The following is a 12,668-nucleotide window of genomic DNA, read 5'->3' on the forward strand; positions in this document are numbered from 1 at the left end:
TACTTAATTCTCACTCAACATGGTATCTGTCCGCCACCTCTGAGTCAACAACACAAAAAGGCCGCGGATACTATAACCCGCGGCCTGACGATATCTAAGGCATGATATATCTTAAAGTGGACGCATCCCCTCCGGCCGCGGCAAGTACGTACGACGAGCACGCAGTCTGCGAACCTTTGCGCTTGTCTTAAGGCCGGTATACGGTTTTGTCATATCAAATGGCATCATTATATTCCTATTATGGCCAACCATCGTGATTTTAACAGTTAGCCTGGGGATTGTCAAATTTTCAGTGTGCAAAATTTGACATTGCTCATTTTCGCTGATATACTCACCTTAAGTATGCTAGTGAAAGGAGGACGTGAAATGAACATGGCGCTGACTAATAACACCGCTAATTTTGTGTGCACTACCATGCACACTAATAGTATTGCACGTCCCCCTGAGCAGCGGCATACATAACCCATTTCTTATAATCAGAAGTTCAAAGGCCGCTTCTTTCAGGGAAGCGGCCTTTTTAGTCAACCAATATGCAGATAAAGGCGGACGGATGAATGGAAAATAAACGTAAACCCAGCGAATTCACACGGTTTGTTATTGCTGACCTCAGAGGTAATCAATATGAGGTTACTGCCGATAGTTATGCTAAATGCCCGGCGCTTCGCCGTCACGAACCTGTTTATGGATTGCTGAGACAGTTCGTTTCAAATGAGCTTGGTCACAAGACCCAGACCGAGGGCGTTCCAAAACATATCGAATATATGCGCCGCCACGAGCTTGTGGACTACTGCGATGTATCAGAGAAAGGTCACTATAAATGGTACCCAAATGGGCTTCTGATGCAGCGATTGATCCTGGACTATGCAGCCGATCTTGCTCGCGACTGGGGGGCATTTGAGATGAAAAACCCGCTTGTTATTCGAGGCGATTCGAACATAGTCGGTGAGCTGATGGGGGAGTTTCACGAACGGGACTATAGAGTGGATGGCGGCAGAGGCATCGGCTATCTTCGCTACGCATCAGATCCGTTGGCTTTTCCATTCATGCAGGGCGTGCGGTTTACTTACAAACAAACGCCGCTAAAGGTCTACGAAGAGGCCACATGCTTTCGCAACGAGCAGGAGGGTGAAGTAAGCGGCCTCAAGCGCGTACGCAATTTTATGATGACTGATATGCATGCCGCATGCGCTTCGGCAGAACAAGCAAAAACCGAATTTGAGAACCTCTGTCTGCGATTTGCAGATTTGATGAACCATATCATAGCGCAGGGCCGATGGGTCCTCGGATGGGAAGGGACAATTGACTTTTTTGAGGAAAATCAAGACTGGCTAGTCGGTCTTGGAGTGCAAATGAATGTGCCCGCTTTTTTTAAGCTGATGCCTCAAATGAGCCATTATTACGCAATCAAAAACGAGTTCCAGAGTATTACGCAGGATAAGTCCAATGTCCAGGTGAGTACCGTGCAGTGGGACGTGAAGGATGGAAAGAGGTTCGATATAGGCTTTATTGATGAGGACGGTCAAAAGCGCCCGTGCCCTGTGATTATTCATGCATCGAGCTTCGGCAGCATAGAGCGGACACTGTGCGCGATCCTCGAAAACATCGCTATCGACTCGGAATCGGGAATCAAACCCGCATTCCCGATGTGGCTGTCGCCGACACAGGTCAGGCTTATCCCGGTCTCGGATGACTATCTGGAACTGTCACAAAAGATTTGCGATACCCTATCATCAGCGTGCATACGGGTGGATATAGACGACCACAGTGAGACAGTCGGTAAGAAGATAAGACGCAGTGAGCAGGATTGGGTCCCTTACACGGTGGTTTTGGGTGAAAAAGAGCAGGCGTCAGGAATACTTACAGTTAGAGAACGCAGCGGCGGCGGTCAAAAGATACTCGGCCTGGAAGAGCTTGCGGATTCTGTTCGGGTCAAAACACAAAAAATGCCATCCCGTCCTTTGCCGATGCCTGTCCTATTAAGCAGGAGGCCAATATTCTATGGATAATGTAGAGATCAAGTGGGTAACCAAAGCCCAGCTTAATGAGAGTGTGCGGATAATTTGTGAGAGCTTTGCCACCCTTGAACAAGAATTTGATATTACAAAAGAAAACTGCCCCACCCACCCATCGTTTATGACTAGAGAACGCCTAGATGAGATGATCGAATCCGGAATGGAGCTTTACGGACTGTTTGTAGATTCGCGTCAGGTTGGGACAGTCTCTATAGAAACGTATAAAGAAAAATATTACCTTGGAAAGCTGGCGGTTTTGCCGGAGTACCGGCATCATGGATTTGGGGAAATGCTGGTAAGGTTTGTCATTGAGAAAGTCAGGTCAAGAAACATTGATAGGCTTGGATTGGGGATGATAGACAAGCATACCATCCTCAAAGATTGGTATAAGCGCTTCGGCTTTGCAGAGGTTAGTAAAAGAGACTTTGATCACCTGCCGTTTACGACCTGTTTTATGGCAATGCGACTCGTGGAGGATGAAAATGGACATTCTTGATAGAATAAAGCTCTACCTGGATTTCGTCTGCCCACATTATGTAGAGCGCGATGTTGGACATAACTATAGCCATATTGAGCGAATAGTCTCCCGGCTGAATGCCTTATGCGATGGGTTATCCGGTCCACTAAATACTGACCGGTTATGCTTTCTTGCGGCATTTCATGGGTTGTGGCCTAAGATTCGAGATGACAGCTCATTTCGCGCCGAAACAATTGCCTTTCTGCAAGGTCTCGGCTGGTCGGATGCTGATGTTGAGAACGGGCTAACGGCGTTGGAGCGTCACCTTCATTCGCCGCAGTCTCCAGAAGAAGACATAGTCCATGACGCCAACTACATTGAAGTCATTGGAGCGCTGGGCATAGCTAAAGCGTTCACTGTCGGCGGGGCCAGAGCACAGAGCTATGAACAGACCATTGACATCTACACTGGCAATTTGCATAAAGTAAAGTTCAAAACACCGGCAGGCAAGCGAATGGCTGACGAAGGCCGGCCATTCGCAAAACAGTTTCTTGAGCATTTGCGTCGAGAACTGCAGATATTACCTTAGCTGCTTTTTCTCTTTCTATAGAACCCAAATGCGCCCAGTCCAAAGCTCGCCAGAGCAAGCAGGCTCGACGGTTCGGGAACGACGGGGTCCATTCCACCCGTGAATGCCACGAGTCCTGTGATGCCGTCGCCCAGATCCGTAGTTACACTACCGCTCCACGAAGTGGCGCCAACATATTGTCCTGTCGGGCTGGAATACCAAAGCAGACTGCCGTCGGCTGAGGCAGCACACTGGAAGTTGAGTCCGCCGTCTGTGCCAAGATTCTTGGTGGTCCAAGTCCCGATAGTGCCGCCAGAGATTGTCGCCTTCCAAGCCTGCAGCGTTCCAGAAGTCGTCCGTCCTATCATTGCCAGGTAATCGACGGAATCCGCAGTGTTAGTGTAGGTGATGATGTCTGTTGGAACGAATCCTGCATTCAGTTGGGTCGGTGGATCAACAGTATTGCCAGAGATATTGTATACGCTCAAAGCGGCACAGTTAGTGCTCGTACTGTTATATACTTCGCTGACAACATACGCATAATCACTCTTTGCCGTAACTGCTACCGGATATCTTGGATAGGACCCGTTTTCCAGCGACTTGGTGTTTTTGAGATCTCCGTCAATAACTTTAGAAATATGGCTCTCATCCGTTACCGTATCCTTATGCTTGCTGATGATGACCGCGTTATTATCCGAGGTTGCAACATCCACAAGAGGCGCATAACCTGTGCCGATTGTGCTAACATGCGCTGAATCGGACAGAGAAGACATGTATGCATATGACGAGCTTGTGCTGGACCCATCGGTCACATATATACCTCCACTTGAGGTTGACGCGACCGAATTTGCATATGTTATCCCGCTCAGTGATATTGATGCCGTCTCTGTGATACCACCGCTGGACAGCCTAAACGCACGCAGTTTGCTACCGCTGCTGGTCACTTCGGTCACCAGCACTTTGTCACCGTAAGTTGAAATCGAGCGAGCCCAACTGCTCTCTCCGAGGTCTTTTATCTGTCTATATGTCATATTTGAGCCGCTTACTTCCACCTGATACAGCTTTGATGAGCTTACCGCGAGGGCATATTGTGATGCCGACGCCAAGCCGCAAATTGCGAACAGAAGTGCTGCGGCAAAAAACAATCCAATTATTCTTTTATTCATCAATATTGCTCCTGTTACGTGTTGTCGCCATTCAAATGTATAATGTGCACAATCCGTGCCAATTCTTTATTGATGAACTTGACTATTGACTTTACTGCTTGATAAGCATACAATACATACAAAGTCCAAAATCACTAAAGTGGCGACCTACGGGTTGCCTGGCGCGGCGATTACGGGCTCTCTGGACAATAATTAAGTCTGGTCAGACATTGACCTCCATGGGTTTATGGCGAAAGTATGGACATCACCATACCTTCGATTCTATGCCCAAATCTGTGGAGAGAGAGGCCGAATGATACCCGCATTGGGTGGTCATTCGGTTTTTTTTGCATTTGCCGCGGGAAGGGTAATAGTCATGATCCGCAACAAAGAGGCTGCGAAATGGGTCGAAGAGATGGCTGCTTTATGCAAGCCGGACAAAGTCGTCTGGACCGACGGCTCTGAAGAAGAAAAGCAACGCTTAACACAGGAAGCATGCGCCACAGGCGAACTTTATAAGCTCAACGAGAAAGTGCTGCCTGGATGCGTGCTGCATCGCACAGCCGAGAATGATGTCGCACGTACGGAGCATCTTACATTCATCTGTTCGCGCAAAGAAGAAGATGCAGGTCCGACAAATAACTGGATGGATCCGAAGGAGGCTTACTCCAAGGTCGGGGAGATGTTTGACGGCTCGATGAAAGGCCGCACAATGTATGTCGTCCCGTTTATTATGGGAACCGCCGGTTCACCGTTTCGCAAGATCGGCATCGAGTTGACCGACAGCATTTACGTTGTGCTCAATATGCGAATCATGACACGCATGGGCCAGGTCGCTATTGATGATCTGGGCGAAAATGAGGAGTTCACAAAATGCCTGCACTCCAAGGGTGAGCTTGATATAAACCGACGTTATATACTCCACTTCCCGGAGGACAACACCATATGGAGTTATGGTTCGGGCTACGGCGGAAACGTACTCCTCGGCAAAAAGTGCCTATCGCTGCGGATCGCAAGCTATCTCGGTCTGCATGAAGGCTGGATGGCTGAGCATATGCTTATCGTGGGCATCGAAAACCCGGATGGCGAAGTCAACTATATAGCTGCAGCATTCCCGAGCGCATGCGGCAAGACAAATCTCGCTATGCTTATCCCGCCGGAGAGCATGCCCGGATACAAAGTTTGGACGGTGGGCGACGACATCGCATGGATCAGGGTCGGTCAAGACGGACGCCTATGGGCGGTCAACCCTGAAGCCGGCTTCTTCGGAGTGGCACCGGGAACAAATATGAAGACAAATCCGAACGCTATGCTCACTGCGAGAAGAAATTCAATATTTACAAACGTTTTGCTTACGCCTGAGGACACAGTATGGTGGGAAGGAATGGATGATGACCCGCCTGAAGAGGGTATCGATTGGCGAGGTCAGCCTTGGACGCCTGCAAGCGACGGCAAGGGCGCGCATCCAAACTCTCGATTTACGGCTCCGGCATCGCAGTGTCCGGTTATATCGCCGGAATGGGAAAATCCGCAGGGAGTGCCGCTCTCTGCAATTCTCTTTGGCGGCAGGCGCGCCAAATTGGCTCCGTTGGTATATGAATCGTTCAACTGGCAGCACGGGACATTTGTCGGCGCGACAATGGCAAGCGAAACGACAGCCGCCGCAACCGGGACAGTGGGCGTTGTTCGTCGCGATCCGATGGCTATGCTGCCGTTTTGCGGATACAACATGGCCAGGTATTTCAGGCATTGGCTTGATATGGGTCAAAAGATTTCGTGCCCGCCCAAGATATTCCATGTCAACTGGTATAAGAAAGATGAAAACGGAGAATTTCTCTGGCCCGGCTTTGGCGAGAATCTGCGGGCAATCGAGTGGATCATCAAACGCTGCAAAGGAGAGGCTGATGCAAAGGAAACACCTATTGGGTACGTTCCGACTGTGGATGCGCTGAACCTTGATGGGCTGGACATTTCCCGTGAGGTTATGGACAGACTCCTTGAGGTTGATTGTGACGCTTGGGTTGAAGAACTCGGCGGTATGCAAAAGTTCTTCGATCAGTTCGGATACGATCTGCCGGAAGAGTTTATAGAAGAACAACAGGAACTAAAAAAGAGATTGGGACACTGTGCAGTATTAAGCTGAGGCAAAGACTTAGCCCGGATTATGCGCTTATCGCATAATCCGGGTCTCTGAGAGCATTATTCACGTTCCTCGTGAATAATGCGGGCTAGCATCTGAAGCATCCGGTGTTGTGCGGCACAGTAATTGGGTGGGTAATATTGCTCACCCAATTTTTATGATTAAGCGTTTCATTTGCTGATGTCGTTGGTAGGATGGAAGTATGTATGCCGACCGTGCCCAAACAATGAGCGTCGAAATCGTCGAGGATACGCAGGTCATCGTTCGCGTAAGCGGCGAGGTTGAACTGCCAAATGTCGATAAGCTCAGGAGTGCTGTCGAAAGTGCCGCGATGGCGAGCCCAAACGGTTTTGTAATCGACATGAACGGCGTGAGTTATATAGACAGCGCCGGCATATCGGCGTTGGTCTTCGCATACCGGCGTGTGTGCCCATCCGGCGGCAGGCTGGCGCTTGTCATAACCGATAAAAATGTCCGCAGGATCGTAACTCTTACCCGCCTTCATACGCTGCCAGGCATATCTCTGCATGATGATATCAACGAAGCACTATCTGCGCTCGGGACAAAACTTGCCGGTCGATGATATACAGCCCTGATTATGCGCTTCTCGCATAATCAGGGCTCCGAGAGCATTATTCACGCTCCTCGTGAATAATGCGGGCTACCTCAAGCGACATTATAAAAGAGTCCGCCTCAACACACATTTGAGGCGGACTCATTGTTTTATTACTGCCTATACCTGCATTATGACCATGGATGCTCGAATGTCTGCAAAGCGTCGTAGCCGCGCCACATCATCAGATGATCGAGCAGGATAATTCGCACCATTGCCTCGGCGACAGCAACCAGCCTGGCTGTAATCGTCGGGTCTCTGCGTGTGATGGCCTCCAGTTTTGTATTTTCCATCTTGGCCATGTTTACCGTGTCCTGATCGATAGAGAGCGTGGCTGTAGGCTTTACTGCAACACGGACGACAATATCCTCGCCATTTGAAATGCCGCCCTCGATGCCTCCGGCCTTGTTTGTGCGGAAGTGGACCTTGCCGTCGTCACCGACATATGGGATGTCGTTAGACTCGGAGCCTTTCATGTTCGACACTGCAAAACCTGCACCGAACTCGACACCCCTCACTGCACCTATACTCATCAAACCATGGGCTATTGTGGCGTTGAGCTTATCGAAGACAGGCTCGCCAAGACCGGCAGGCACACCACGTGCAATCACCTCGACTACTCCGCCCGCAGTATCGCCTTCCTCTTTAATTTCAAGGACGCGGTCGATCATCTGCTTTGCGGCTTTCTCATCCGGGCAGTTGATGTGGTTTGAACGATAGTTATTCTCTATATCCTCAAACGTGAGAGGACGAGCTTTGACACCCATACATTCTTTAGTGTAGCCAAGAACCTTTATACCCTGCTGTTCAAGAATCTTCTTGGCAACAGCCCCAGCAGCTACACGCATACATGTCTCGCGTCCGCTGGCTCTGCCCGCGCCGCACCAGTCGGCATACTTGCCATATTTGATCATATGCGTATACTCGGCATGACCGGGTCGGACAAGATCCTTTACATCAAAATACTGCTTCACATGAATATCATGCCGGTCGACATTATAGATAATCAAGCCCATTGGAGCACCGGTGGTAAACCCGTCACGCATACCCGCGAATATGTGAACCTGGTCGGTCTCCTTTCTGGGTGAGTCCAGCGGAGATGTGCCCGGACGCCTGGCGTCGAGTTCTTTCTGAACGTATTCGTCCGAAATATCCAGACCCGCCGGGCAGCCGTCTATAATGGCCACCAATGCGTCACCATAGGATTCACCGCAGGCGGTGACCCTGAATAATCTACCGATAGTATTGCCTAACACTCAATTTCCTCCTTTTTCGCAGCACTTGCGCAGCCTGTCGGCCGCGGCCTGATGCGAAAGTATTATTTCAATCCGCTTTGCGAATATCGGCGCCTATGCCGTTCATCAGTTCCACAAAGTTCGGAAAAGTAACACTCAGAGCCTCTGCGGTATAAATATCGGTTTCACCATCAAGGCAAAGCCCTGCAACCGCCAGAGCCATTATAACACGATGATCGTAATGGCCGTGCACTACAACAGGCTTTAGTTTTGATCCGCGTATCACAAGGCCATCGGGCAGTTCCTCAATATCCGCGCCCATTTTGGTCAGCTCTTCGCACATAACCGCAATGCGGTCTGTCTCCTTAAGCCGCGCCTGTGGGACATTGACCAGCCTGGTCTCGCCCTCTGCGAAGCATGCAGTAACAGCCAGCGCAGGCAGAGCATCGGGGGTATCAGATAAATCAAGCGTTGCACCATGAAGCTCGCTGCCGGAAATCACTAAAGCTCTTCGCTCCCCACTTTCCACTCTCCACTCAATTTTCACTCCCATGCGGCGCAGCATGTCGACAATAGCCTTATCGCCCTGCGTGTCATTCTCATCCAGCCCAAATAGAGTTACCTCCGAGCCTGTAATGGCTGCAGCACACATAAAAAACGCAGCCGAACTCCAATCGGCAGGCACCGCACGATCAAATGGCTTATAGCACTGTCTGCCGGGAATAACAAACTCTTTGAAATCGTGATTTTCAACCGTTATCCCCTGCTCTCTTATCCAGCGCAGTGTCATCTCTACGTAGGGCTTCTCGATCAGGTTTTGAACGCGAATTGTCGTATCACTCTGGGCTAATGGACAACTTATCAGCAGGCTGGTGAGATATTGCGAGGTCTTGCTGCCGTCGAGCACGACTTTTCCACCGTTCAACGGACCGCGCACGATTATTGGTGCCATGCCGTTGCTGCGAGTCGACTCGACTTTCGCTCCGAGAGCATTCAGCGCATCTATAATCGGACCTGCAGGCCTTCGCCTGATCTGGTCATCGCCGGTAAACACACTCACTCCGTCAACAAGGGACGCCATACCCAAAGCAATATAAAGCGTTGTGCCTGAGTTGCCCACATCTATCACATTCTCCGGCACTCTGGGCTTGGAGCCGACACCATTCACGATCCAGTCATCGGGCTTATTGATTTGTGCTCCCAATAGTCGGCAGGCACTTGCTGCTGCAAGTGTATCCGACGCCACAAGGGATTTACGAATTATCGATTCACCTTCGGCGAGAGACGCGATTACTGCAGCGCGTATTGTGTGCGATTTGGACCCCGGGATTTCTACCGATCCCGACAGCTTTGACTTGTTGACAATCAGCTTCATAGACAAAAAGATGCGCCTTCTCGCAGGCGCATACATATTTTCTTAAGGATACAGGAGATGAGCTGAACTTGTCAATTGTCCGTGCTGTCACTAAGTAAATCACGGTTGGTCGCTTGTATACCACTGTAGTTTTTCACACCAGTAAAACCACATACAAACGAGCAATTTACTGACCGTAAATTGCTTGACCCGTATTATGTGAGCTAGGAACGTGCCAGTGCCGGTGTGCTCACATTTTTGACAAGCCTTACGGTTGTGGTGCCGTCAAACTTGAATGTCACCTCGTCGACCAGCAGGCGCATCATATAGATACCCATGCCGCCTTCGAGCAGTGAGTCCGGTTTATGCTCAGGAACTGCATCAGGAAGAAAACCTGCTCCGGGGTCTGTGATATCTATCGAAAGCCTATGCGGTCCGGCTATACACTTTATTGATATCCTAAGCTCGGAATTGCACAGACAACCATGTCTGATGGCATTGGCAATCGCCTCTCCTACAGCGATGAGTATATCCTGTGCTTCACTGCGACTAAACGGCATGGATTCGACAACATGCTCCACGCGGCTTCGAGCAATGGCAGCGGTCTGCGGTGATGCCGGAATACTGAAGTCGCTGATGTGCCAGAATCCACTGTCGCCATCAATGGATTCTGCACAGCCGCACACAGGCATATCATTGATTACTGAGTTAAAGTAGACTGCAGCTCCACACATAGTCAGAACCCTGCTTACTTGTTCGCTAGCTCCTATTAGTTCAATTGCAGCCCCATTGTCCATAGCCTTGTGCGCGCACCGAATGAGCGCGGAGATGCCGCTGGTATCTATGTAGTGTACCTCACCCAGGTCAGCCTTAACAAGTCGATGACCCGCCGACAAGCACCGTTCAAACGCTTCGGACATATGTTCTCTGTTGTGAAAGCCAACCTGACCTGTAAGCTTTACGACAGGCGGGTTTTCTTTACTTACATCAACTTTAAGATCCGGTATTGCACTTGCCATCAAATTTTTTCCTTGCCTTTTGTCTTAATTAACAGCATTGCAGCGTCGTCACTTAGCTTGCCACCTGACAATTTAGCCGCACGCTCAAGTATATGATCGCATATATCCCGAACCGATTCATTCGCATGATCTTCGATAATGGCCAAAACGGCTTCATGCCCGAGCCTGTCGCAGCCATGTCCGGCATCGGTTACTCCATCTGTATAAAAAAGCACTATATCTCCAGCCGAAAGACTGATCTCATGTTCAAGATAATTCGCTTCGCCAAGCAGGCCGAGTGCAGGCCCGGTAACATCAAGTGTTGTCGCAAACCCGGCAATATGGCTATAAAAGATCGGTTGTTCATGGCCGGCGTTCGCATATGTGAGCCTATGTATCTTTTCATCAACCACTGCATATGTCAGCGTAACAAAAACCTCTGGAGGCGTGCAGGATGCCAGAGCGGCGTTGAGTCTCATCAGGACACCAGCAGGCTTGCTCTCCCGGAGGGCATAGGCTCTGAGCATGTATTTGGTCATGGCTGTGTACACGGCCGCTTTGAGTCCCTTTCCCGATACATCCGCCATTACGACTCCATACTGCCCTTCACCCAAAGTGAAGACGTCATAAAAGTCTCCTCCCACAAGTTCTTCATCCAAGGCAGGTAAATAGTGCTGGGCAATTTCAAAACCACTTATTTCGGGCAGTTCATAGGGCACGAAACTCCTCTGCAGTTTGTCGGCTATGTAATGCTCCCTCTGATAAATTTCTTGAAGCCGCTTTCGTGCCAACTCCTGCTCGGTTATATCCGTAGCCGCAACCACAACACCGGTAATGCTATCATCACTATCACGAAGAGGAACGCTGTTTACCAGAAAAGTGCTTACGCCACTTTCGGGACTCCTCCAGTGAATAATTTCATCACTGCAAGTTTCTCCCCTGAGTGAACGCACTAATGGATAGTTGTTGGGTTTTATACGATTGCCACTACCATCAAATAAGCTGCAGGTGCATTTCGGGCTGAACGCATCATATTCGTACAATTGTTTTGCCGCCGAGTTATAAAGCTCTACGTTTAGATCAGCATCATAAACGAGCAAAGGAACAGGGACTGCCTCAAGCAGCGTAATAAGTCGAGACCTTTCCATCTCAATCTCGCCGGCTCTCTTTTCGGCCAACTCGGCAAGTTCCTTTAGTCTGTTGCGAGCATTGACATCTTCGCTGACATCCAGGGCGAGTACTGCCATAGCGTTTATGGGACCGTTTTCGGAAGGTATCTTCAGATGAACTATGCTCCCACTCCAGTATCGGGGGCCTTTTGCAAATCCATCATATCGAAAATTTCGGACTCGTATAGATTTGCTATTTTCGCGGGCATGGCGTAGCAGTCTCATTAAGCCCGATTCTTCTGCATTCGGCAGCGCTTTATCGAGTCTTTCACCCAAAGGCAAGGCCTTTTCGCTGTAAAACCTAAAATATGTCCTGTTGCCGCCGAGAATTCTGAACTCCGAATCAACCAGAATGACGCCTGCAGGCAGATTTTCTAGCAGGCAGCGCAGTGATTTCTGCTGTTCGGAAAGCTCGACGAACATCTTCTCTATTTCCGAGTGAAACCGTCTATTTTTAGCATTGGAAATAGGCGTCAGGCTTTCAATCTCACCTTCAAATGAAACACCATCATTTGCATTCACTACCAACTTGTCCGAAGCATTAGTTGCTACACGCTTTCTATTCATTGAGCACTCTCCGATAAGCAGCTGTGAACATGGAGTGGGAAACCAAGGGTTCGGAAGAAGAAATTGTTGAGGCTGTTAGGAACGAAGTCAAGCACGCTGCGGTGGCAAAGAACAACATGAACTCAAGCGCGCATATTATACTACAAAGCTCGGCTGACACAATATTCTCTCCTTTGGGCGTGACCACGGCTTTCCGTCACGACTGCGTCATTACCGCTTCGCAAATACGGGTGTAAAGTATCACAGCAAACCGGAAAAGTCAACCATTATTTAGGACGACGATTCAACAAATTACTGTTTTGCAACGGAACAAATGCAGCATTGATATCGTATATAAAATAGCAAACCTTCCCACCCTCTTTTCTCACCCCGGTCCTCCCAGGACCGGGGTAATTTTTTTGTATAATATT

At 49.5% G+C, this 12,668-nt stretch carries 11 protein-coding genes; 6 read left to right on the forward strand and 5 right to left on the reverse strand.

The window, feature by feature from the left end:
- Nucleotides 1–554 precede the first annotated feature (554 nt).
- From LLG46_00700 to LLG46_00710, 3 genes are read left to right on the forward strand one after another with little or no spacing between them, the layout of a single operon-like run.
- Entirely contained in the window at nucleotides 555–2,006 is a 1,452-nt protein-coding gene (locus tag LLG46_00700) for a hypothetical protein (protein MCE5321813.1), read from the forward strand.
- Nucleotides 1,999–2,508: a GNAT family N-acetyltransferase gene (locus LLG46_00705; protein ID MCE5321814.1), complete on the forward strand. Its 510-nt coding sequence runs from the start codon at nucleotides 1,999–2,001 to the stop codon at nucleotides 2,506–2,508. The genes LLG46_00700 and LLG46_00705 overlap by 8 nt, the downstream gene beginning before the upstream one ends.
- Nucleotides 2,495–3,058, forward strand: coding sequence for a hypothetical protein (locus tag LLG46_00710; GenBank protein MCE5321815.1), 564 nt, complete (start codon nucleotides 2,495–2,497; stop codon nucleotides 3,056–3,058). The genes LLG46_00705 and LLG46_00710 overlap by 14 nt, the downstream gene beginning before the upstream one ends.
- Here LLG46_00710 and LLG46_00715 read toward each other — a convergent pair.
- Nucleotides 3,055–4,203: a PEP-CTERM sorting domain-containing protein gene (locus LLG46_00715; GenBank protein MCE5321816.1), complete on the reverse strand. Its 1,149-nt coding sequence runs from the start codon at nucleotides 4,201–4,203 to the stop codon at nucleotides 3,055–3,057. The two genes, LLG46_00710 and LLG46_00715, sit on opposite strands and share 4 nt — an antisense overlap.
- Nucleotides 4,204–4,558: 355 nt before the next feature.
- On the opposite strand from LLG46_00715, the gene LLG46_00720 reads away from it, so the two are divergent.
- Both LLG46_00720 and LLG46_00725 read left to right on the forward strand, forming a co-directional pair.
- Complete coding sequence (locus LLG46_00720; GenBank protein ID MCE5321817.1) at nucleotides 4,559–6,325, forward strand: phosphoenolpyruvate carboxykinase (GTP); 1,767 nt, start codon at nucleotides 4,559–4,561, stop codon at nucleotides 6,323–6,325.
- Nucleotides 6,326–6,524: 199 nt separating this feature from the next.
- Nucleotides 6,525–6,905: an STAS domain-containing protein gene (locus LLG46_00725; GenBank protein ID MCE5321818.1), complete on the forward strand. Its 381-nt coding sequence runs from the start codon at nucleotides 6,525–6,527 to the stop codon at nucleotides 6,903–6,905.
- Nucleotides 6,906–7,066: 161 nt separating this feature from the next.
- On the opposite strand, the gene aroC is transcribed toward LLG46_00725, so the two are convergent.
- The 4 genes from aroC to LLG46_00745 all read right to left on the reverse strand — a co-directional run bounded on the left by aroC (nucleotide 7,067) and on the right by LLG46_00745 (nucleotide 12,258).
- Nucleotides 7,067–8,191, reverse strand: a complete 1,125-nt coding sequence (gene aroC / locus LLG46_00730; protein MCE5321819.1) for a chorismate synthase — start codon at nucleotides 8,189–8,191, stop codon at nucleotides 7,067–7,069.
- 67 nt (nucleotides 8,192–8,258) lie between these two features.
- On the reverse strand, nucleotides 8,259–9,545 hold the full coding sequence (gene aroA / locus LLG46_00735; GenBank protein MCE5321820.1) for a 3-phosphoshikimate 1-carboxyvinyltransferase: 1,287 nt from the start codon (nucleotides 9,543–9,545) through the stop codon (nucleotides 8,259–8,261).
- Nucleotides 9,546–9,748: 203 nt separating this feature from the next.
- A complete protein-coding gene (locus tag LLG46_00740; GenBank protein ID MCE5321821.1) occupies nucleotides 9,749–10,543 on the reverse strand; it encodes an ATP-binding protein in 795 nt (264 codons plus the stop codon).
- On the reverse strand, nucleotides 10,543–12,258 hold the full coding sequence (locus LLG46_00745; protein ID MCE5321822.1) for a SpoIIE family protein phosphatase: 1,716 nt from the start codon (nucleotides 12,256–12,258) through the stop codon (nucleotides 10,543–10,545). Before LLG46_00745 ends, LLG46_00740 begins: the two co-directional genes overlap by 1 nt.
- A gap of 29 nt (nucleotides 12,259–12,287) precedes the next feature.
- Here LLG46_00745 and LLG46_00750 point away from each other — a divergent pair, with 29 nt between their 5' ends.
- On the forward strand, nucleotides 12,288–12,494 hold the full coding sequence (locus LLG46_00750; GenBank protein ID MCE5321823.1) for a hypothetical protein: 207 nt from the start codon (nucleotides 12,288–12,290) through the stop codon (nucleotides 12,492–12,494).
- Nucleotides 12,495–12,668 lie beyond the last annotated feature (174 nt).

Source organism: bacterium (assembly GCA_021371935.1).
Taxonomy (GTDB): domain Bacteria; phylum Armatimonadota; class UBA5829; order UBA5829; family UBA5829; genus UBA5829.

Coding starts and splice junctions, on each gene's coding strand:
- LLG46_00700 (MCE5321813.1), top strand. CDS start 555: ATGGAAAATAAACGTAAACCCAGCGAATTCACACGGTTTGTTATTGCT.
- LLG46_00705 (MCE5321814.1), top strand. CDS start 1,999: ATGGATAATGTAGAGATCAAGTGGGTAACCAAAGCCCAGCTTAATGAG.
- LLG46_00710 (MCE5321815.1), top strand. CDS start 2,495: ATGGACATTCTTGATAGAATAAAGCTCTACCTGGATTTCGTCTGCCCA.
- LLG46_00715 (MCE5321816.1), bottom strand. CDS start 4,203: ATGAATAAAAGAATAATTGGATTGTTTTTTGCCGCAGCACTTCTGTTC.
- LLG46_00720 (MCE5321817.1), top strand. CDS start 4,559: ATGATCCGCAACAAAGAGGCTGCGAAATGGGTCGAAGAGATGGCTGCT.
- LLG46_00725 (MCE5321818.1), top strand. CDS start 6,525: ATGTATGCCGACCGTGCCCAAACAATGAGCGTCGAAATCGTCGAGGAT.
- aroA (MCE5321820.1), bottom strand. CDS start 9,545: ATGAAGCTGATTGTCAACAAGTCAAAGCTGTCGGGATCGGTAGAAATC.
- LLG46_00740 (MCE5321821.1), bottom strand. CDS start 10,543: ATGGCAAGTGCAATACCGGATCTTAAAGTTGATGTAAGTAAAGAAAAC.
- LLG46_00745 (MCE5321822.1), bottom strand. CDS start 12,258: ATGAATAGAAAGCGTGTAGCAACTAATGCTTCGGACAAGTTGGTAGTG.
- LLG46_00750 (MCE5321823.1), top strand. CDS start 12,288: ATGGAGTGGGAAACCAAGGGTTCGGAAGAAGAAATTGTTGAGGCTGTT.